Raw genomic sequence first — 22,637 nt, forward strand, 5'->3', positions numbered from 1 at the left:
CTTCATGCATGACGTACCACTAAGCGAAGGGACAATACGTGACTAACCCTAACGAAAAGTTCGAATGGACTGAGGTAGACCAGCGTGCGGTTGATACTGCTCGCTTATTGGCAGCCGATGCGGTTGAGAAAGTAGGGTCAGGTCACCCCGGCACCGCCATGAGCCTTGCTCCTGTTGCCTATCTACTCTTCCAAAAGGTCATGAACCAAGACCCCAACGATGACCGTTGGGAAGGTCGCGATCGTTTCATCCTCTCCCCCGGTCACACATCGCTGACTCTCTACACCCAATTATTTATGGGTGGGTATGGTCTTGAGATGGAGGATCTAGAATCTCTTCGCACATGGGATGCGCTCACTCCTGGACATCCCGAATATAAGCACACCAAGGGCGTAGAAATTACGACTGGTCCATTGGGTCAGGGGCTCGCTTCTGCTGTTGGTTTTGCATATGCTCAACGTTATATGCGTGGTCTTTTCGACCCCGAATCCCCGGTTGGTGCTTCTCCCTTTGACCATTATGTGTACTGTATCGCCTCCGAAGGCGATGTTCAGGAAGGCGTAACGGCAGAAGCCAGTGCGCTTGCTGGGCACCAAGAATTGGGCAATCTCATCGTACTCTGGGATCGCAACCATATTTCTATTGAAGAAGACACTGACGTTGCATTCACCGAAGACGTGCCAGCTCGTTACCGGGCCTACGGCTGGGATGTGCAGCGCGTGGACTGGGCCAAGACCGGAAACTACGTTGAAGATGTGCAGGAACTCTACAACGCTATTGAGCGCGCGAAAACGGTCACGGATAAGCCTTCATTCATTGAGGTGCGTACTATCATTGGTTACCCAGCACCCAACAAGCAAAATACTGGGTCCGTTCACGGCTCAAAGCTGGGGGCCGAAGAAATCGTTGAAACCAAGAAAGTTCTAGGATTTGACCCCGAAAAGAGCTTCTTCATTGAGGATGAGGTTCTGGCGCATACTCGTGAACTTCGTGAACGCGGGGCTGCTGCGCATAAGGTCTGGAATGAAAAATTTGAGGCATGGGCTCAGGCTAACCCCGAGCGGGCAAAGCTGTACAACCGCCTGGTGTCAGGCGAAATGCCAGTTGATTATAAGGCTGCTTTCCCTGTCTTTGAGCCGGGTACTTCACTAGCAACCCGCGCAGCATCCGGCAAAGTCATTAATGCTATTGCTGATACTTTCCCTGAGCTTTGGGGTGGATCTGCCGATCTAGCAGGTTCTAACCTCACCACTATCAACAACGCTGAATCATTCAACCCGGTTTCGCACAGTACGGAGGATTGGACCGGCAACCCCTACGGTCGTGTGTTGCACTTCGGTATTCGCGAGCAGGGGGCGGCCGCAATTGTGAACGGTATCGTACTATCTTCGCCAACCCGTGCTTTCTCTGGGACGTTCTTCGTATTCTCGGATTACCAGCGTCCTGCAGTCCGTCTTTCAGCTCTCATGGGTGTACCTGCACTGTATATCTGGACTCACGACTCCATTGGTGTTGGCGAAGACGGGCCCACCCACCAGCCGATCGAACATCTCAGCTCACTGCGCGCAATTCCTGGATTCGACGTTGTACGCCCAGCAGATGCGAACGAAACTGCAGTTGCTTGGCGCACCATTCTTGAGAAGAAAGACCGCCCTGCCGGTCTAGTACTTTCTCGCCAGAACCTACCGGTTTGGGCTCGTGAGGATATTCATTCAGACACTGAAGGCGAAAAATTTGCTTCCGCAGAAGGAACTGCCCGGGGAGGTTATGTTATGGCTGACACCGAGGGAACTCCAGATGTCATCCTAATCGCAACTGGGTCCGAAGTTGAAATTGCCCTCGGAGCCCGCCACAAGCTCTCAGAAAAAGGCATTGCAGCCCGAGTTGTTTCAATGCCTTCCCGTGAATGGTTCAACGAGCAGTCAAACGAATACCGAGAATCAGTTCTGCCTTCCTCGGTTGCAGCACGCGTCTCAGTTGAAGCCGGTTTGGGCATGAGCTGGTACGATTTGCTCGGCTCTGCAGGACGTGCTGTCTCAATTGAACACTTTGGGGCTTCTGCCGATGCTAAGACTTTGTACCGTGAGTTTGGTATTACCCCTGAAACCGTCGTGACTGCTGCTGAAGAATCTATCGCCGCGGTCAAATAGTCAGTCGGCAAGTTAAAGTTTTTCGGTGAGTCCTGATGCGCTGCATCTTGCATAGCTCATTAATGCTCACCCGTCCATATTGACTAATTTAGATTGAAGGTTTTATTTCATGAGTGATTCGACTCGAAAGCTCTCTGAAGCTGGTGTCTCCATTTGGCTTGATGATCTTTCCCGCGACCGTCTTACCAGTGGCAGTCTTGCAGAGCTCATCAGCGCTAAGAACGTCGTGGGTGTCACTACCAACCCTACTATCTTTGCCGGTGCACTTTCAAAAGGTGCTGCTTACGCTGAGCAGATGCGCCAGCTTGCCGCATCCGGCGCAGACGTTGAAGAAGCTGTCTTCGCAGCGACTACTGACGACGTACGTGCTGCTTGTGTCGTATTCGAACCCATATATTCTGCCTCTAAAGGTTACGACGGCAGGGTTTCTATTGAGGTTGATCCCCGCCTTGCCCGCGATGCCGAGGGAACCCAGAAAATGGCACGAGAACTCTACGAGCGTGTAGGCCGTGAGAATGTCATGATCAAGATTCCCGCAACCGTCGAAGGTTTGGAGCCTATTGCTAAGACTCTTGCAGCCGGAATCAGCGTTAATGTGACTCTCATCTTCTCACTAACACGTTATCGTGAAGTCATTAACGCTTACATGCTCGGCCTTGAAGAAGCACTCAAAAACGGTAAGGATCTCTCTAAGATCCATTCGGTCGCATCATTCTTCGTATCCCGCGTAGATAGCGAGGTAGATACCCGTCTGAATGAAATCGGTACTGAAGAGGCCTTAGCGCTTAAGGGTAAGGCCGGTCTGGCAAATGCTCGGCTGGCATATGAAGTTTTTGAAGAGATGTTCTCTTCTGAACGCTGGGCACGTTTGGCATCTCATGGTGCCAACGTTCAGCGCCCGCTCTGGGCATCTACTGGAGTCAAAGATCCGGCGCTTCCAGATACTCTCTACGTTAGCGGTCTGGTCGCTAAACACACTGTCAACACCATGCCTGAAGCAACTCTGAACGCTGTTGCTGACCATGGTGAAATCACGGGAGATACTGTTACCGGTGAGTATACGAACTCCAACAAGATTCTGGACGATATCGAGCGTCTGGGTATCTCATATGTAGAGGTTGTGGATAAGCTCGAAACCGAGGGTCTTGCAAAGTTTGACGTTTCGTGGGAAGAGCTTCTGGAAACCGTACGGAAAGCACTTAGTGAGTCACGTTAGTGACTAGTGAATAATTTTTTTCGTTATACCCGTTCTCTAAAGTTCATAAGGCGAGCGCTGTCGCTATAAATAGCACAAAATTAGCTTCAGCGCTCGCCATCAGATGTCTCTCTTTACCATCAAAGCGGTAAGATGCAGGGATACGTGCCCCAAGGATATATAAAGTATCGCAGGGTGAATGTGCACATTATCAGCAATCAAAGGAATCTATCTTGCATACCGGTCATGAGTCGAATCCGCTACGAGATTCGCGCGATCGACGTCTCACTCGTATTGCGGGTCCTTCCGCACTTGTGTTCTTCGGCGTCACGGGCGATCTTGCCCGCAAGAAACTGCTCCCTGCGGTCTATGACCTAATGAATCGTGGTTTGTTGCCCCCAAGTTTTGGTCTTGTTGGGTATGGGCGCCGCGAGTGGGATAACGATGATTTTCGTAACTATGTGCGTAAGTCTGTGGAAGAAAATGCGCGTACCCCATTCCGTGAGGATGTCTGGAACCAATTTCAGAAGGGTATGCGGTTTGTTCGCGGTAATTTTGATGATGATGCCGCATTTGAACGTCTCAAAAATACTCTTGCTGAGCTCGATGAACTTGGCGCCCAAGGGAACCATGCGTTCTACCTCTCTATTCCGCCGAAGGCTTTCGAACAGGTGCTGTCGAAGCTTGCCGAGCACGGTTTAGCCTCACGCGATAACGCGAACAATAATCCCAGGAACGGGTGGCGTCGTGTCGTTATTGAGAAGCCGTTTGGTCACAACTTAGAGTCAGCGCGTGAACTTAATGGAATTGTGGAACGTGTATTCCCCCCGGATTCAGTGTTCCGTATTGACCATTATCTGGGTAAAGAGACCGTTCAGAATATTCTAGCGATGCGTTTCTCAAACCAGATGTTTGAACCGGTTTGGAACGCAAATTATGTGGACCACGTGCAGATTACGATGGCTGAGGATATCGGCATTGGTTCTCGTGCTGGCTATTATGATGGTGTGGGCGCTGCACGCGATGTGATTCAAAACCATCTGCTTCAGCTGTTGGCTCTAACCGCCATGGAGGAACCCCTTAGCCTTGATTCTAAGCATCTTCGCGCTGAAAAGGCTAAGGTACTGGAAGCGGTACGTATTGATGATCTGGAAAATTCTTTCGCGCTCGGCCAGTATGCTCCCGGTTATCAAGGCGGTGAACATGTAAATGGTTTCTTTGATGAGAAAGATATTCCTGCGGACTCACGCACAGAAACTTTTGCAGCTCTTAAAGTCAATATTGACAACCGCCGCTGGGCAGGAACTCCGTTCTATCTGCGTGCGGGTAAACGGCTGGGTCGCCGAGTAACTGAGATTGCGCTTCTCTTCAAGAAATCTTCTGACCGTCTCTTTGGTAAGGAGAGTGAGGTTCCTGCAGGACAGAATGCTATCGTGATCCGTGTGCAGCCTGATGAAGGTATGACGATCCGTCTTGCAGCTAAAGTTCCCGGTACTCAGATGGAGATCCGCGACGTCAATATGGATTTTGGGTATGGACACGCCTTCACCGAAGCATCTCCTGAGGCATATGAACGTTTGATTCTGGATGTGCTCTTAGGTGAACCGCCGCTGTTCCCTCGCCACGAGGAGGTTGAACTTTCGTGGAAGATCTTGGATCCATTTGAGAAATATTGGGAAGAGAACAAGATTAAACCCGAGCCCTATGAATCCGGTTCATGGGGTCCACGTTCGGCTCAGAAGATGCTTGAGCGTGATAACCGTGCCTGGAGGCGCCCGTGATTTCGCATCTGCAACACACGAATGTTTCTGCTATTTCAAAGGAGCTTTCTAATCTTCTGGCATCTAATGGTAGTCTTAGCAGCAGCCGCGTACTTACGCTGGTAGTGCTTGCAGAGAAAGGTCATTCCCGAGAGGCTATTAATGCGGCTATTCGTGCTTCGCATGAGCACCCAAGTCGTATCATTGTGCATATTGCGCATAATAGTGATGCGCCCGATCAACTGGATGCCGAGATTCATGTGGGTGGAGAGGCCGGCGCTTCTGAGCTTATTATTCTGCGCGGCTGGGGTAGTGCATCAACGCCGACAGAATCGTTGATTTCTGGCCTGCTTTTGCCGGATTCTCCTATTGTTGTGTGGTGGCCGCATTCCGTCCCTGAGAATCCGGGTGAGGATTCAATTGGTAGGATTGCACAGCGCCGCATCACAGATTCGGCACGCGCATATGATCCGATGGCTGTTCTTACGCATCTTTCTGAGGTTTATCAGGCCGGGGATAGCGATCTTGCCTGGACACGTTTGACGCTGTGGCGTACCCAACTGGCAGCTCTTTTGGAGCAGATGCCTTACTCTCCTGTTAAGCGTGTAGTGGTTTGGGGTTCTGAGAAGTCTCCTTCGGTTGTGCTCCTTGGCGCTTGGCTTGGCTGGAAACTCGAGGCTGAGGTTCATCTTGCAACCATCGGCGCAGCAGAACGGGGTCTTTACCGTGTAGCTATTGAGCGTGAAGATGGGCAAACGATAATGTTCCGCCCCGGCAAGAATATCGCTATTATTGAAACTCCCTATACACCTGATCAGCAGATTCCACTACCAGTTCGTACTCTAGCGGATTGTATTTCTGAGGAATTACGCCGACTTGACCCTGACACTATGTATGGGGAAGTTTTAAAGTCGGCATTTCCTACTCTGGAAATGCATCCTGCTCAGTGCGATGCTGAACCTTTCCTTAATACTTCTGAATTTCCCGAGGTTTTCGATGCCTAAGATCAACAATATTGGTGAGAGTACTCCAACTTTAATAGCGCATCCTTCTCGGGAGGCGCTTGCCTCTGATGCCACTACGCGTATCTTAGATGTTATTGAGCATGTACTCACGGAACGTACCATGGCTCATGTCTCTCTTACAGGTGGCACGATGGGCATTGCTACTCTTCGTGCATGGGCTCAGTCTCCACGTGTTAAGGATATTGACTGGTCGCGCGTTCATTTCTGGTTCTCGGATGAACGCTTTGTTCCCGAGCGTGATCCGGATCGGAACGATGGACAAGCAATTGAGGCGCTTCTCGCAGATTTAGTAGATCTTGGTTTTCCGGTTGAAAACGCGCATCGTATGGGTCCTTCCGATGTCGTGATTGATGTTGAAGCTGCTGCCGAGCACTATGCCTACGAAATGCGCAATTTTGCGGGTTCTGCCGAACCCGTGCGTGTTGAGATGCCTGAGGGGGCATCCGAGCTTCCATTAGCGGAAGGGCACGGGGGATCTGCTTCTCAGCAATCTGGAGGCGGCTGCGGCTGCGGTGGTTGTGGATGCGGCGGCGGCTCGGATATATGGCCTGTCCCCATTTTTGATGTTACGCTCCTAGGGATGGGGCCTGATGGTCACATCGCTTCGCTATTTCCCAATCGGCAGCAAATCCTTCTGGGCACAGGTTTACCAGAGGATCCTGTGGACGGCGCTAAAGCTGTGACGGTAATGGTCAAGGATTCCCCTAAGCCACCTAGCGAACGTGTATCTGTCACACTGCCGGTTATCAATAATTCGCGTCATATTTTCTTTTTGATTACCGGCGGTGATAAACAGGATGCGACAACCCGTCTTCTCAAGAGTGCACAGGTTCCTGCTGAGAACATTACTGCCGATATGCTCCTAGAAACTCCAGCTATCGGGGCTCGTGGGCAGAAACAGACCCTGATTTTTGCGACGGAAGAATCGCTAGCTTAGGATCCACAAATTTTTCTAGTGGGGGTTACGGTCTTAGGATTATGACTCCCACTTTTATTTCGCGTCCCTAGTCTCATTCACCCTATTGAAAGTATTGAGGTTACTTGCTTCTTGCCGTGCCTTCTCCGCGAGCTCGGTCGGATGCGGTTCTAACCTTTCGAGCGCCCGCAGATTCTTCGCGAGCACAGTTGAACCCTTCATTTTGGGCCGCAAAACCTCAGGAATCTTGATACTCACCCCGTACTCCCCCGCTAATTGCAATAAAAGCTGCACCAGGGCACTGCCCCGATTTATCTCACCTACCATAGGCAGCATGTTCTCTAGCACCTGCACAATTCGCCACCCCGCCAGCGGGCTAATGGATGCAGCGTCCTGTAAACAGCTGGCTGCCCGTATTGGTTTAACCCATCCCCCTCGGAGCAGGTAGGCCAGTTCATCCGCAAGTAAAGAAGTATTGAGCATTCCACGACCCGCAAGAACGGCAATAGATTCGGCGGTGAGAGCCCTGTGCTCAGCTGCTGCTGCACCAGTTAGCCAGCCCAACACGGAATAGGCGGGGTCTTGCAGAACCTGATGTGTGTGGGTGATGGTATCCAGTAGGGCGTCAAGCCCCTTGACGTGTTTCTGGAATCCTGTTGTAGTGACGAACGGCATGCTCTGCGCTGCCAATGTATTGGGGTTATTCCGCAGAAGCCACGCATACCATTGCATAAGGGTACAGTGAAAATCGTCGATTGCCTGAACAGCACGGTGCATAAACTCTTCCGGAATGCCTGCCGTGTTCAGAGCCGCCTGTGCGAAAGGCATCTGTGCGGTCGGTAGTTCGTGATCTTCAATAAGCCACATCATCAGGCTGCCGTTGGGAGCCTCAGCATAGGCTTGGTCGTACATATTGTGAGGACGCGGGCGGTAAGTGAGAGGTTCAACATGGCGTGTCCAGGTGCTCTCTTCTGCGTGAGGTATAGGCGCAAATACAAGGTTTTCTGGATGTTCTAAACAGTTAATCTGCTCTTGACAGAGCCCCGCCGGTCCACGATAATTTGTGGTCGTTTTCTCTATACGGGGTTTTTGACGCCCCAGAGATCCAGTGTGTTCAACCTGGTAGGGCTGGATGGTTTCGCCAGTCTGGGGGTCGGTATGGAGTTCATGCCGGTACCCGGTAAAACCTTGCGGCAGTTTTTTAAAAAGTTTTCGGTGCGGGGCAATTACCCGGTACGTCAGATAGTTGCCTAACGCATGAGTACCCGAGCGGATACCGGAATTCACGCATCGTTCAGCCAGAAAGTCCTGCTGGGCCGTATCAAGAGTAATGCGAGGATTATGCGCTAAATAATCAATGAGTTGCGGGAGCTGCGAACCGTCACCTGTGCCTTGGAGACAGGGAATAAGACCATCCATAAACTCAGCATCACTAGTATAAATATGCACCTGTGGGGTTGAAACGTGCTGCTCTAAAAGTTGCGGCAGATTCTCGGGAATCATGACGCTGCCCATTACTTGCTCCGCGTGAGACGGTGCGCTAGTTTTATCCGCCGCGGCTTCAGCAGGAGACATGAGTGTTTGCGCAGCGGGCTGCAGATCAGGCGGTAGAGATTCTGCGGTTTCCCTCATCAAGCCGTCCACATCTTGAGTATACTCGGGGTGCGTTCTAGCAATAGCGCCAAGGAGTGCGATCTGCGCCCGGAGTATTTTCTTCTCGGTGCGAAGCATCACGGTGCGAGAGACATTAAGTAAGCCATGAATCTGGGGTTCGGTCAGCTTTTCGACGCATGACATCAACATTTCTTGAGCCAATCCCACGGAGGTTGAGGGAACGGTAGTGAGCACTGAGGTGAGCAGATTGGTGTTACCAAGGTGCTCGTCTGGGGTGGGGTTCATCCCCCGATAGATGTGGTGAAAGATACTGGTGTTCTTGGCAGAAAAGTCGCGGAGCATCGCCTTCAGACATTCAGTAAGCAGGCGGTCACGGAATCCGTCAAAATTCTCCTGCAGCATGTGGAAGAGAGCGAGCGTGTCCGCGTTTTCACGCCCTGACCACTCTTTCCGCAGAAGCCCTTCATCTGTGAAACACGCCCACATTTCGTGTTCTAGCGTCTGAGGGTTGTTCTTGAAGAAAGAGATAACCTCTTCCCGGTTCTCGGATGAGCCAATGTACATGTCAGGAACGGCCGTCACGAACCCCCAGAGGTAGGAGCGCGTGGTATTGGTAAGTCCGCGTTCGTGAAGAAGCTGATGTATCTGCACCCAGAGCGTGGGCAAGTCGTAACCAAACCTGCCATAGCCACGCTCGTTAACGAACCCGGTTATCCAGGTGTTATCACGTTCGCTGAGTCCAAGCATCATGGCTTCTGTGCGTTGGCTAAGGTATTGTTCCGATTCAGCGGTTGAAAACTTCCAGTTCGCCTCACCGGGTAATCCCCGGCCGATGAGGTTTAAGAGCTCAACACCCACATGTTTGAAGGTTCCACCCAGTGCGGCCGCCGTGTAGACGCACACAAGCCGCTGCTCGGTCGTTCCTTCACGGCTGTAGTGGTCTATGAGCTTTTTAATGGAAAGTGTGCGTGCAAGGCTCTTGCGCTCATCCTCGGTGGCACCGGTGAGAACTTCATGGTATTGCCAGAAGGTGGCATCGTCACGTTTCAGCAACTCCCGCAGGCGGGCGCGACGTTCCGTAAGACTAGGTTGCGGTATTTTTGGTGTCATAACGGGCTCTCAGTTTCTGCGTTTAGGGTTGTGCGCAGCGGTGTTGGTCCAGCAGTTCTTGGGCTTGGTCTCGGGCCTGCTCCGCAAGCTCGGTCGGATGAGGCTGCAGCTTTTCAAGCGCACGCAGACTTTTCGCCAGCACGGTCGATCCTTTCATTTTGGGCCGCAAAACCTCAGGAATCTCGATACTGACACCGTACTCCCCCGCTAATTGCACCAAGAGCTGCACCAGCGTACCGCCCCGGTTAACCTCGCCCACGACAGGCAGTATGCCTTCCAGTACCTGCATAATCCGCCAGCCCGCCAAGGGGCTAATCAACGCAGCATCCCTAAATGTCTGCTCAATTCGTTGAGCCATCACGTGGTGCTGGCCCAACAGCCAACACAGTTCTTTGGCGAATAAAGTAGTATCGAACATGCCCCGATCCACCAGGGAGGCGAGCGCCTCCGCAGCATTGGCGCGCACCTCGGTAGTTTTAGCGCTAGCACCAAGCCCGAGTGCGCTGTAGGAGGCGGCACCCAGTGCTCGGTGCATATCACCTAGGATGCGCATGATGATATCGGCGCCATAAGCATTATGGGCATGGATAGCTGCCACAAGAATAGGCATGGTCTGTGCGCTGAAAATATCTGGGTTGTTCTGCATCAGCCAGCCGTACCACCCCATGACCGTGCGGTACGCAGGATAGTATTTTGATTCCACCATACGGTGCACGTACTCGATTTGCGTGCTGTTGGTGTTAAACGCAGCAGCTTCAACGGAGAGCGCGGCAGCATCGGGTGTATCTGTTCCAACCCACAGCGGGAATTGCAGAGGGAAGCTGTACTCCCGAGCAAGATATAGCGATTCCCAATACTGGGTGAGGACTGTACCCGTAGTGCGTTCAAGGGCTACTCGCTGGGGCGCAAAAGGCGCGGCCACTATGTTGGTTTCTGCGTCTTGATCCGCAAAAATCAGGGCGAACAACTGCTCCATCAGCAGCATATGAGGTCCACGCTCATTGAGACGAAGTTCTGTCCCTGTAACTTTTATGTTAAAGGGACGAGGGTGATACTTCTTAGCCGTCTGTTCATCTACTATCACCGGGTCCCCGTGCTCATCGCTGAGGTAGAGACGTTCTGTATACCAGGTGGGGATGATCGGTATCTTAGCAATATCAGCGTGTTGTATCTGCCCGCTTTTGATGAGTGCCGCAATGGCAAGGTACGGGATATTGGGACTGGAGAGGGTATAAATACCGAATGATTCTTCTATGAGAAGTTCACGAGCTTCCCAGAGAAGCTTCTGCTCTGCATCGTTTATTTCCAGACTCTCGGCATGTTCCAAGTACTCCAGGATGCGCGGAATATCGGTGCCATCGCCTCCTTGGAAGGTTGCTGCCAGGCATTCCATTAGTTCCCGATCCGTAGTGATAGGCGGTCGAGGCGTCAAGCACCCCTGCGGTTCACGATCCTTCGGGGTGATATCCGGTACCGTGATGCTCCCCGCTGCGTTCTGAGGTATGGGTGGCTCCTGCACCGAATCGTTGATGAGCTTCTGGGCCTTGTCTTGAAGATCCAGGGGCATAGACTTGAAAGCATCCTGTACTGTCTGGCTTACTTGTTCAGTACATTCGGGGTGGACTTTAAGCAGTAGAGAAAGAAGCCGTATCTGAGCATGCAGAATTTTCTTTTCGGTGCGCGTCAGCACTGTTGCTGAAACCTCAATGAACTCACGTGCTTGCGCGTCGGAAAGCTCGTAAACTGCCTGCTCCAACAGATCTTGCGCCATGGCGATAGCTGGGCTATACGCCGTCCCCAGCACCGAAAGGTAGAGCGCAAAACGCTCCTTAATTTCTTGAGGTGTTGGCTGCAGAGCAGCATGGGACCGATAAAAATGCCGCACATGGTGGGCCGAGTAGTCGCGCAGGAGACCTTTGAGCGTTTCATCCAAGAGCCTGGGACGAATATCTGGAAAAGTTTCGCACATCACCTGAGCAAGAGCCGAAAATGACGACGAACTTCGATATTCAGGCTGCAAGGTGGGATCCCACCTAGACTGTGCGAGTACTCCTTCAGCTGTGAAAGCATCCCAAAATTCTCGTTCCAGCAGCGCAGGATCGTGACGGAAGAACTGCTCTATATTCTGATACTCTTCCGCAGACTTTTCTCTCACGTGTGGGACGGCATTCATCATCATGTAAAGATACCCTGGCGATAAGCTCGTCAGCGAATGTTCACGCATAAGTTTATTAAGGTGTGTCCAGGAACGTATGGACCAATCGTCTGAACATTCTTCAACAAAATGCAGAACCCACTCATCGGATCGTTCTATTACCCCTTGAGTTAAGAATTCCCAGAGCTGCTCAGTAGCAGGCATAGGCGGCTCAGGAATAATATTAAAATTCTTATCTCGAAGAGGATGAAAAAGTTCACTTATGATCCTTACCGCACGCGGAGCCGAAGAGGTTAAAGCCCCTACTGCATATGCGGCCAAAGCTGCTTTCTCCCCTCGGGCTTTCGCAAGTTTCGTGGGCGATAGCGTCCTTGCCAACGACGCGCGTTCTTCCTCTGCCGCCCCGCTAATCACCGCGTGATAATCCTCAACGGTTGCGTCGTCACGTTTCATGAGCTCCCGCAGGCGGGCTCGACGCTCTCCAAGGCTCGTGTGCTGCGAATAGTTCTTCTCGTCCATCATTACCTGTTTGTATATTTGGGTGTGTACGGAAAATATGCTTCTTTGCGGATGCAACCCGGTATCAGGCTAATTCAGTCCGCCGCGACGTTTAATGCTTACCGCCAGTACATGTTTACAGGGGCCTCGGGTGCCCCGGTATTTCACCCACCACGGGCAGGTGCACCGGTATTCTTCGATTTTCTCGGCGGGGGTTACCGTGTAGAACGTGTCCCGCGACTGTACGCGATAGGTGCCGTCTCCGTAATCCCGCACCGCACCGGAGTCAATAAGTTTCTGGGCACTCACAAGCCGCGGATGCATAGCCTGCAGAGCATCCGCCTGCACGGGCAGCGGCCGGTGGAAGTACTCCCCTGCCTGCACATCAAAACCGACCTGTCCGGAGGATGCCAGTAACGCGAGGGCGTCGCGTACTTGAGTATCGTTCAGCCCGCTACGTGCAGACATGACGGGCACCTCAATACGCGGCTCAAAGGAGAGAAGCACACTAAGCATATCCGCATTTTCAGCAACTGACGGATTGGAGAGCGCCTGCAACACAGAACCTTCTCCTGAGAATCCGCGTGATTTTTCGGGACTCAGCCCAATGCTCAGGCGCGCGCCTGGCAAGTGGGCCACCCACACGCTTGACACCGGGGTGTTACCTGAGATGACCGGTTCGCTGTATGCTTCCAGACGGGTCATGAAGCGGATGAGCGGCTCAAGCACCCGCAGCCGCTCCGGTCCGGCCACACACACCGACCCAACGGTGGCTCGGGTAGCCAGCCTCAGTGAACGCACCGCACGGGTTGCCCACATGACGCTTTTCGTGGCGGATCGGCGCGGCAGCCCCTGGATGAACATGCGAGCTGCTGCCCCGTCCAGAGAATGAGTGGGCTTCATCAGGGACGAGAGCATCTGTGTTTCGGCGAACCCTTTGAGCCAGCGTACTGGCAGGGGCACTTTATCTTCCTTCACTTCACCGTCTAGGGTGGTGGTCAGCACCCCATCATTCCCCACATCCATGTGGAGAGGTTCGCCAGCCCGGAGAGAAGCTAAAGCAGTGCGAAGCGGCGGATTCACGTCCACATTTGTCACGCCCACAGCACTGTAGGTGGCATCTAGGGCGGAGGAGTCTACGTCAAGTCGGGCGTAGACACCACAGCAGGCGCTAAAGGATTCAAACCGGAGTCCCTCGCTGGTGCTGGTCACTACCGGGTCGGCAGCCCGCAAAATGGCGGCGACCATGCCGGGTGGGGTGTAGTAGCGGGTGCGGGCCACGCGCGCAACCACCAATAGCGACGCCGCGATTACATCAGGGGGCTCCATGAATCCTGAGAAGAAGTAAGGGTGTGCCGCCGCGCCTTCCGGTGTGCTGCCACCGCTAGTTGCTAAAGCAAGTCCAAGACTGCCGTCTTGTTCATGCAGTAAAGAAGGGTTTAGATATGTATAGGTTAGAGTCTGTGCCATGGCGATCCCTTCAGTGGTTGGATATGCTAAGTTTTCGCCTTATCACTACTATGCCTGAACCCCGAAAGTTTTGGCCTCTTTTCCGTCATCCCAGGGAAAATATTATCTACTTGTCTCTATATCAGACACTCGTCATGACTTGATCCTCCGTCATCTTATGCACCGACAATCTCCATAATTACTACAGTAGGACATATAAGAAGCCCCGGCAGATGTACCTGCCGGGGCTTCTTGAAATATATAAAGTCTATATGACGAACTGTCCGTTAAAACGTAGTGCTAGGCCGTAAAGCACCACGGCAATAACCCAAATAACGGTAACTGTAATGGTCAGACGGATTAGGTTCTTAGAAGCCATACCTGAAGAATTCAGTGAGCTGGTCATACCGCCACCAAACATATCGGACAAGCCACCACCCTGACCGCGGTTCAAGAGCACCAGAAGCACGGTGATAATGCTGGTAATCACGATGACTACCAAAAGCACATTCATAATGATGTCCACAGCGGGCCTTCCTAATAGGTCGATAATAAAGCCTGTCCCATGGCAGACTTTAATAACTATACGGTATAGAGACTCTGTGGTCATTCTCTAACACGTAATAACGCGTAGAGCGAAGGGCTAAATTACTGCCTAAACTGAGTGACACGCCGCTGATATTCGCTGGGGGTAAGCTGAAATGCATCTGGACGGTCTCGCAGTGCTCGCCCCGCATCAAGTGGATTTCCCTCAGTATCGTAGGCGTAAACATAACCGCCCTGAACAAGATAGTACGTAAATTGTTGGGCTACACCCCAGTAGTTGCCGCCTTCGGCATAGAATCCCAAGTCTACCCAATCGCGTAGTTTTACCTGAACGGGCACTTCTGGGGAACTTGTACGATGGTACAGCCAGTCCAGGAAACTATCACGTTTATTTTCAAAATACACGATCTGCGGAGTCTCAGCTGTAGGCGCAGAGACTCGTCGGCCTCGAATAATGAGGCCCACTATGACCGCCAAAAGACCTGCAACGACAAGGGATATAATTGCAAACATAGTTAAAGTCTAACGGGTTGAGTTTCCGGGATGCAGGAACTTAGCTTATAGGGTAGCTACAGTTTGCTACTCCACAAATAAAAGACCTTCCCAGGAGTGATAACCGACTCCTGGGAAGGTCTTTTATTTTACGATGCTAAAAATTTATGATTCTTTTTGAACCACTTTTGCTTCAGACTTTTCTTCTGATATCTGATCGTTTTCAGAGTCTTCAACCTCGTAAGGTTCATAAGATTTGAAGGGCTGTCCCTTTTCAGGATACCGTTTAGGCGAGATCGACAGACCCATCTGAACCTTCTCGTGATACACCTCAACTATTAGCGCCACCACGATTAACGCAATCACAACGGCGAAGGGTAACGCAATAATAATCAGCGTATTCCGCAGAGCGTCTAGCCCGCCAGCATACAGCAGCACGGTTGCAATACCCGCGACGATAACACCCCACACAACTTTCTTTCCGTTAGTGGGGATAAGACGCCCATCTTCAGAAAGCATTGAGAGCACATAAGTTGCTGAGTCTGCGGAGGTAATGAAGAAGGTAAAGATCAGGATGATTGCGATGATCGACATTAACATACCCAGCGGGTAGTGTTTGAACGTGCCGAACAGCAGTTGTTCATCCTCTAGTTTCGTCAGATTCTCTAGACCGTTCTGCTGTACCGTATTAGCCATCGTACCGAAAGTGGAGAACCAGATGAAGCTTAAGACGGTAGGTATCAGAAGTACTACAGTAATAAACTCACGTATTGAACGGCCTTTGGAGATGCGGGCGATGAAGAGGCCAACGAAGGGCGACCAAGAGATCCACCATGCCCAGTAGAAAATGGTCCAGGTATCAATCCAGGCGCGTTCGTCACCATTAAATGCGGCGGTTCGGAAACTCATCTCGAAAAAGTTCTGCATGTATAGACCGATGGATTCCGACATATTGTCAAAAATTTTGACGGTAGGGCCAACCGCAATAGCAATCGCCAGAAGTGCGATAGCCAGAATCATATTAAGATTTGAAAGGATTTTAATACCTTTACCCAGCCCCGAAAGAGCTGAGAGCACAAAGAGAGCAGTGGTTACTACGATAATAACAGTGCGTACCTCCATGCTATTAGGAATGGCATTATCAGTGAGGTAGCTCAGCCCACCATTAATCTGAATAGCACCGAAGCCAAGCGTGGTTGCCACACCAATAACGGTTGCCACCACAGTAACAATATCTATAATATATCCCAGCCAGCCATCGGTTTTTTTACCGAAAAGCGGCTTAAGTGTGACAGAAAGAAGATATTTCTCTTCCTTACGGAAACCGAAATATGCCAAAGCCATAGCCACAATACCGTACACAGCCCAGGCGTGTATACCCCAGTGGAAGAACGTAAATTGGAAGGAATCCGCCATTGCTTGCTGTGACTCCGGTGCAGCATGCGGAGTTTTGTTAGCAAAGTGTGAAAGCGGCTCGGCAGCACCATAGAAAACTAGACCGATACCCATACCAGCCGAGAAAAGCATGGCAATCCACGAACCAGTGGAATACTCGGGCTTTGAGTCAGGCTCTCCAAGCTTAATTTGCCCCATAGGGCTTAAAACAAAAAACCCGCAGACCAATACTATAAGAGTTACAAGCAGGAGGTAAAACCAACCGAAGTCAGTTCCGATCAGCGCCCTCCAGTTTTTAGAAACTGCCTCGTAACCCGGAACAAAACCCAGAGCCACTAATATTAATGAAATAATTAATGAACCAATAAAAACAGACGTATACTTGCGTGATTTCATATCTCACCCTCCTAAAACGCTTAGGCATAAGTGTAACAAATCTCGAAGACTCCACAAAACCACACATTTTAAACACACAAAAACCATTTGAATTATATTTAATTAAATTAAATTTAAATAAAGCACAGCTAACTGCATCAAAATAACTCAAAATCCTTAATCATTTTGTTATATTTTAGATATTATTATAATAATATTAGCCGTAGATCTATACCGAAAATCGCTAACTTTCCACATTTTTACAGAAAAATTTTAGGTACCGCCTATTGTGCTCCAAAGCTACGTTCTCTTACCCTGAGGCAACTTTACGAACATCTGGTAGTGTCATCAGAACCTCCATCGTTAGATATTCTCCCGGAAATGTAGGGTCAATAACCTCGCGCCAGAACCTTAAATGCTCCTTATCCACCCGGTGCTCTGATTCTTCTACAGGTTGTGCTCCCTGCCCCTGTACGCTGTACCAGTACAAGTACATATGCCCATCACGAACCTCCGAAAAGATCGTTTCAACATACATTTTCTCGGGCGCTAAAGTCTGCTCAACGGCATCCATATTCTGGCGAAGAAAATGCATCCATTCTACAGCTCGCTCTTCTTGACCTTTTCGCACCCGAAATCTGGTGAGCTCAACCTGCATCAATATCAGCCTTTCTAAATATGGAATGAGAATATTTCTGTTCATGTTCGTAACATTACACAAAATGGTAGGCGCCTAGCGCACGAATACACGTATGCTAGACGCCTTTAATACGAATTGCTGCTTAGCTATGCGTCAAAACGCGCAATTGCTGCAAACTCTTCAGCCTGAAGGGAAGCGCCACCTACCAGCACACCATCCACATCTTCCTTCCCCATAATAGAGGGCGCCGAAGAAGACTTAACTGATCCGCCGTAGAGAATACGAACCTTCTGAGCAACGTCTGTGGAGTAGAGCTTTTCAAATTCAGCACGTATAGCCGCAGACATTTCCTGCGCATCATCGGCAGTTGCGACCTTACCAGTGCCAATTGCCCATACAGGTTCATACGCAACCACAAGAGTTTCTGCTTGCTTGACGCTCAAGCCTACAATAGAACCGCGAAGCTGCTCAAGGGTAAAGTCCACATGAGTGCCAGTTTCACGAACTTCCAGGGCTTCACCAACGCACAGTACCGGGGTCAAATCATAGGTGTAAGCAGCCTGCACCTTAGCAGCGCATAGTTCATCACTTTCGTGATGGTAAGTGCGACGCTCAGAGTGTCCTACGAGAACGTATTTCGCACCAAGTTTCTGCAAAAACGCACCAGAGATCTCTCCGGTGTATGCACCGGATTCATGTACAGAAATATCCTGACCACCATATTCAATGCTCAGTTTGTCGCCTTCAACGAGGGTCTGTACGGAGCGAATATCGGTAAAGGGAGGGAATACCGCTACTTCAGTCTTTGTAAAATCAAAATTCGAATCATCAAGAGTCCATGCTAGCTTCTGGACCAGCGTAACGGCTTCAGCATGGTTAAGATTCATCTTCCAGTTACCGGCGATCAGCGGTTTGCGCGACATATTTTCGCTCCAATCCCCCGAAAAATCAGGGTATAGATTCGGAAATTTCTATCTTCCATTTTAATGGTTTGATCACTCAAAAACACTAAATGCTCTAGGTTTTATCTGGATTTTTAGGCTAGTCAGACCTACTCCGAAAAGCTACAGATCAAGTTTCCAGGCGTTTGCCATTTGTTCTGTCTCCTGTATGAAGAATTCCCGAGTATTTTCCGACATGTTCTGCAATATTAGAGCATCAAGTTCTTCTTCATCGTAATCTTGAAACATTTCACGGTAGTCAGTGTACGCATAACGATGCGCCATCACGATCGCTTCATGAGCGCTGTGGGCGAGGGTCCAGGCCTGTAGGGTATTTCCATTCTCAGCCAATGCTTCCTCATAACATATACGCGCATGGGTATACATCGCATAGGTCGCTACCATAAGCGGAGCAAAATTTCCTAGAGCATAGATATCCCACTGAGTCAGCAGCATTGTGAGGTAGCGCCGGTACGGTTCAAGCAAACAGCCCAAAATCTCTGTAAAGGTCTGTTCAGGAACATCCGAATGCACAAGATCCAGAAGGTAGAGCACAGTATCAGCATCGTCAGCAAGAGAGTAATCTTCCAACGCTCTTACCGATATAGACTCTAATCTCGCAAGATATTCGAGTATATGAACGTACTGTTCATCGCCAGAAGTCTCCCGCAAAATTCTTACCACTTGACGAAAAGCAGTAACAAAATCCACATGCAGCAGTTGACTTTCCCGCGCACAGTCTGCATAGTTTTCAAGGGCAAGTACAAGATCTGAGGCGCCCGATTCATACGCGAGTGCTAGATTATAGAGTCCCGTTTCAGGTTGTGACTTAGCCTTTTGGGCAAGGTGCTGGGCGCGTACTATCGCGTCTTGGGCAACACGTTGTCCTGTCTTCAGAATGCTTTGGCGTTCTTCTACAGAAATAAGAAATGCGTCTGATGGAGCCATGACTACCGGGGAATCTATAACTATTGGCATAATCTCTGGAATAATCTGCGCCGTATCTTGTGCACGTTCAGATAAGATACGTATCATCTCGTGTTGTTGCCCCGAGATATTAGTTGTAGTCCAGATATTATTCTGCAGACACCGGTAAGCAACTTTTACAATATCGTATGCAGCGTTATAACTCGGAAAATAATATTCGGCAAGTTCTGGGTTTTGTGGGTTTATCTCCCACGCAGCGTTATAAGTGTAGTAGCTCAGGAGCGCTTGAGTGGTTTTTTGATGAAGCTCCGTCACGGTTTTCTCTAGATAACTAGGGAGCTCGTTTAGGTGATCTTCAAGGTCAGTTACTAGCGTCTGAATAATATCCCTAGATTTTTGTGCTTGCAGCATGGTGATAGCCAGTTTGTGGTCCCGATCAGCTGCTGAGTTTTCCCAAAAATCTGACAAATTATCGGCAGAGGCACCATACAAATAATCCGGATGTTCTGAAGCTGATGCGACTTTAGCCTCGTCTGCCTTCCGAGACTCTTTTAGATTTTGGGCGAATACCTGTCTTTCGTGCCGCACTTCACGTTCATAGTCTGTGACTGTTGTAGCTTCGCGGGAACCAAAGTATTTAGAGAAAAATCCCATGGAATGCATCCTTGCGATGTGGGTTATGGCTATCTATCTATGAGCATATAGGAACGCACCCGGCGACCTTTGAGGTTGAGAGCCGGGTGCGTTTTCCTAGGGAAAGCGCAATAAAAGTTATGCCCCTAGAGCGTCCAGACCGGGCAGGGTCTTACCCTCAATGTATTCGAGCGATGCACCGCCACCCGTAGAGATGTGTCCGAACTGTTCGTCAGCAAAGCCAAGGTTGCGCACAGCCGATGCAGAGTCACCACCACCAATGATGGAGAATGCATCAGACTCAACAATTGCTTCTGCAACGGCCTTCGTACCACCGGCAAAGGGAGCAATTTCAAAGACGCCCACCGGACCATTCCAGAAAATAGTCTTCGCATTCTTAATCTTCTCTGCGAAGAGTTCACGAGTTTTCGGTCCAATATCTAGACCTTCTGCTTCGGCGCCGAGTTTACCGCCGGTGAGATCCTCGACGGGTCGAATCTCAGTGTTAGCCTCTGCTGAGAAGTCATCAGCCCAGACAACATCAACAGCGGTCACGATTTCAGTTCCCTTCTTGGGAGCTTCTTCTAGGTAACGCTTTACAGTCTCAACTTGGTCTTTTTCAAGCAGGGAATTACCGACTTCGTAACCCTGCGCATAGGCGAAGGTATATCCCATGCCACCACCAATAAGAATGGAATCTGCCTTGCCAATCAAGTTGTCAATCACGGCAAGTTTATCAGAGACCTTCGCACCGCCCATGACGACGACGAAGGGACGCTCGGGATTATTAAGAGCCTTTGAGAGAACATCGACTTCCTTCTTAACAAGGTCGCCAAGGTACGCGGGCAGACGCTTCGCTACATCGTAAACTGACGCATGCTTGCGGTGAACAGCGCCGAATGCGTCATCCACATATGCGCCATTTTTACCGGTGAGAGCAACGAGCTCGTCTGCAAATGCACCACGCTCTGCATCGTCCTTAGAAGTCTCCCGAGCATCGTAACGCACGTTCTCAAGAACAAGGACTTCACCGTCTTTGAGGTCCGCAGCCTTCGCCTTTGCGTCCTCACCCACAAGATCTGCCGCTACCTTTACAGGTACGGATGCAAGCTCGGCAAGGCGCGCAGCCGCAGGGGCAATCGAATACTGGGGATCTACCTGACCCTTGGGGCGCCCAAGATGTGCGGTTACGATAACGCGAGCACCAGCTTTAGCCAATTTTTCAATAACAGGCAGGGATGCACGCACACGACCGTCATCGGTTACCACGCCGTCTTTTAGGGGAACGTTAAGATCGGAACGAACCAGCACGTAACGTCCCGTTACACCTTCATCAAGCAGCTCTGCAAGTGCCTTAGCCATGGGAAATTCCTCCTACATTAGTGGGGATGTGTGTATTTTCAATAATACAGAATTCTGGTGGTCACATAGCCGTAAGTCTGCTGAAATGACCATTTTTAGCCTAGTTCGGCGCGGATGGTGGTTTAGGCAAATTCTACCGATATCCCAGACATACACGCCTTGTTCTTTACTTCGTGGTACAAGAAAACCCCAACTCTACGGTAAAAACATGCTGTAGAATTGGGGTTCTCCTCGTCAGCTCGTAAAGTAGCTATCCTTGCGCAGATAGGCTTAGAGAGAAGCCACGACCTTGTTGGTAAACATTACCAAGCGGGATACATAACCATACTCATTGTCGTACCAAGCGATAACCTTCACTTGGTCGCCGATAACCTTGGTTAGCGGCGCATCGAAGATAGTGGAGATTCCTTCGCCCTCAATGTCCTTCGAGACGATGGGATCCTCGCTGTACTTGATGATGCCCTTCATCGGACCCTCGGCTGCAGCCTTCAGAGCCGCATTAACTTCTTCCTTAGTAACCTCGCGGGATGCGGTGAAGGTAAGGTCAGTAATGGAGCCGGTAATGGTAGGAACGCGAACTGCGAAACCGTCCAGTTTACCCTTGAGCTCGGGAAGCACGAGGCCAACTGCTGCTGCCGCACCGGTGGAGGTGGGAACCATGTTGACGGCTGCTGCACGTGCACGGCGCAGGTCGGAGTGAGGAGCATCCTGCAGACGCTGGTCAGCAGTGTATGCGTGGATAGTAGTCATCAAGCCCTTTTCAATACCAAAGGAATCGTTGAGAACCTTTGCCAAAGGAGCCAGGCAGTTGGTGGTGCAGGATGCGTTGGAGACAATGTGGTGGTTCTGCGGATCGTACTGCTCGTCGTTCACGCCCATCACGAAGGTACCGTCAATATTCTTACCGGGTGCAGAAATAATAACCTTCTTAGCGCCGGCATCAATGTGCGCCTGTGCTTTTGAACCTTCGGTGAAGAAACCGGTGGACTCAAGCACAACATCTACGCCGAGGTCCTTCCAAGGAAGATCTGCGGGATTGCGCTCAGCAAGGATCTTAATTTCCTTGCCGTCGACAACCAGTACATCATCCTTGACCTCTACGTCGACCCCCAGGCGACCCATAATGGAGTCATACTTGAGTAAGTTGGCAAGAGTCTTCGGGTCGGTAAGATCGTTGATTGCTACGATCTCAAAGCCCTCAGCCTCAGCGCGCGCGGCGCGGAAGAAAGTGCGGCCGATGCGACCAAAACCGTTGATAGCTACGCGTACAGTCACTGGAGTATCTCCTTGTCAGTGCATTGAGTTTGACGGACTAGAGCCATTGTTCATGGGTCTCATGCAAGAGTCTCTAGAGTCTTTCGTCTCACGCTGGTTGCGTGTCCGCCGGTGTTGTTATAATCGTACCTTAGTTTATGTGCGTTTGGGTGTGTTTTTATCGGGTATTTTTGTGATTT

The 22,637-nt window shown here is 50.6% G+C and carries 16 protein-coding genes; 5 read left to right on the top strand and 11 right to left on the bottom strand.

Annotation, left to right across the window (positions count from 1 at the left end):
• Nucleotides 1-38: 38 nt before the first annotated feature.
• From tkt to HMPREF3016_RS10005, 5 genes are all read left to right on the top strand, one after another.
• Entirely contained in the window at nt 39-2,150 is a 2,112-nt protein-coding gene (gene tkt / locus HMPREF3016_RS09985) for a transketolase (RefSeq protein WP_070741913.1), read from the top strand.
• A gap of 109 nt (nt 2,151-2,259) precedes the next feature.
• Nucleotides 2,260-3,366, top strand: a complete 1,107-nt coding sequence (gene tal / locus HMPREF3016_RS09990) for a transaldolase (RefSeq protein ID WP_013399030.1) — start codon at nt 2,260-2,262, stop codon at nt 3,364-3,366.
• Between the two features lie 212 nt (nt 3,367-3,578).
• The gene (zwf, locus tag HMPREF3016_RS09995) at nt 3,579-5,126 is read left to right on the top strand and encodes a glucose-6-phosphate dehydrogenase (protein ID WP_048752215.1); all 1,548 of its coding nucleotides are present in this window, start codon (nt 3,579-3,581) and stop codon (nt 5,124-5,126) included.
• On the top strand, nt 5,123-6,109 hold the full coding sequence (locus tag HMPREF3016_RS10000) for a glucose-6-phosphate dehydrogenase assembly protein OpcA (RefSeq protein WP_048754063.1): 987 nt from the start codon (nt 5,123-5,125) through the stop codon (nt 6,107-6,109). Before zwf ends, HMPREF3016_RS10000 begins: the two co-directional genes overlap by 4 nt.
• Entirely contained in the window at nt 6,102-7,067 is a 966-nt protein-coding gene (locus HMPREF3016_RS10005) for a 6-phosphogluconolactonase (RefSeq protein ID WP_048754064.1), read from the top strand. The genes HMPREF3016_RS10000 and HMPREF3016_RS10005 overlap by 8 nt, the downstream gene beginning before the upstream one ends.
• Before the next feature lie 54 nt (nt 7,068-7,121).
• Here HMPREF3016_RS10005 and HMPREF3016_RS10010 read toward each other — a convergent pair whose 3' ends face one another.
• From HMPREF3016_RS10010 to gap, 11 genes are all read right to left on the bottom strand, one after another.
• Nucleotides 7,122-9,770 carry a DUF6493 family protein gene (locus HMPREF3016_RS10010; protein ID WP_070741916.1) on the bottom strand — a complete coding sequence of 883 codons (2,649 nt, stop codon included), beginning with the start codon at nt 9,768-9,770 and terminating at the stop codon, nt 7,122-7,124.
• Nucleotides 9,771-9,792: 22 nt separating this feature from the next.
• Nucleotides 9,793-12,447 carry a DUF6493 family protein gene (locus HMPREF3016_RS10015; RefSeq protein WP_070741918.1) on the bottom strand — a complete coding sequence of 885 codons (2,655 nt, stop codon included), beginning with the start codon at nt 12,445-12,447 and terminating at the stop codon, nt 9,793-9,795.
• A 66-nt stretch (nt 12,448-12,513) separates the two neighbouring features.
• A complete protein-coding gene (locus HMPREF3016_RS10020) occupies nt 12,514-13,893 on the bottom strand; it encodes an SWIM zinc finger family protein (RefSeq protein WP_070627788.1) in 1,380 nt (459 codons plus the stop codon).
• A 247-nt stretch (nt 13,894-14,140) separates the two neighbouring features.
• Nucleotides 14,141-14,398 (bottom strand): preprotein translocase subunit SecG, encoded by a 258-nt coding sequence (gene secG, locus HMPREF3016_RS10025; RefSeq protein ID WP_172461380.1) that lies wholly within the window; start codon nt 14,396-14,398, stop codon nt 14,141-14,143.
• A gap of 122 nt (nt 14,399-14,520) precedes the next feature.
• The gene (locus HMPREF3016_RS10030; protein ID WP_070741921.1) at nt 14,521-14,931 is read right to left on the bottom strand and encodes a hypothetical protein; all 411 of its coding nucleotides are present in this window, start codon (nt 14,929-14,931) and stop codon (nt 14,521-14,523) included.
• Nucleotides 14,932-15,075: 144 nt separating this feature from the next.
• On the bottom strand, nt 15,076-16,701 hold the full coding sequence (locus HMPREF3016_RS10035) for a BCCT family transporter (RefSeq protein WP_070535111.1): 1,626 nt from the start codon (nt 16,699-16,701) through the stop codon (nt 15,076-15,078).
• Nucleotides 16,702-16,990: 289 nt separating this feature from the next.
• A complete protein-coding gene (locus HMPREF3016_RS10040) occupies nt 16,991-17,383 on the bottom strand; it encodes a DUF6176 family protein (RefSeq protein WP_204371158.1) in 393 nt (130 codons plus the stop codon).
• Between the two features lie 83 nt (nt 17,384-17,466).
• Nucleotides 17,467-18,243 (bottom strand): triose-phosphate isomerase, encoded by a 777-nt coding sequence (gene tpiA / locus HMPREF3016_RS10045; RefSeq protein WP_070741923.1) that lies wholly within the window; start codon nt 18,241-18,243, stop codon nt 17,467-17,469.
• 141 nt (nt 18,244-18,384) lie between these two features.
• Nucleotides 18,385-19,842 (bottom strand): hypothetical protein, encoded by a 1,458-nt coding sequence (locus HMPREF3016_RS10050; protein WP_070741926.1) that lies wholly within the window; start codon nt 19,840-19,842, stop codon nt 18,385-18,387.
• Between the two features lie 117 nt (nt 19,843-19,959).
• Nucleotides 19,960-21,183 (bottom strand): phosphoglycerate kinase, encoded by a 1,224-nt coding sequence (pgk, locus tag HMPREF3016_RS10055; protein WP_048754071.1) that lies wholly within the window; start codon nt 21,181-21,183, stop codon nt 19,960-19,962.
• Nucleotides 21,184-21,453: 270 nt separating this feature from the next.
• Entirely contained in the window at nt 21,454-22,458 is a 1,005-nt protein-coding gene (gene gap, locus HMPREF3016_RS10060) for a type I glyceraldehyde-3-phosphate dehydrogenase (RefSeq protein WP_070535121.1), read from the bottom strand.
• Between the last annotated feature and the right edge of the window lie 179 nt (nt 22,459-22,637).

This window comes from Rothia sp. HMSC065D02 (assembly GCF_001815285.1).
Classification (GTDB): domain Bacteria; phylum Actinomycetota; class Actinomycetes; order Actinomycetales; family Micrococcaceae; genus Rothia; species Rothia dentocariosa.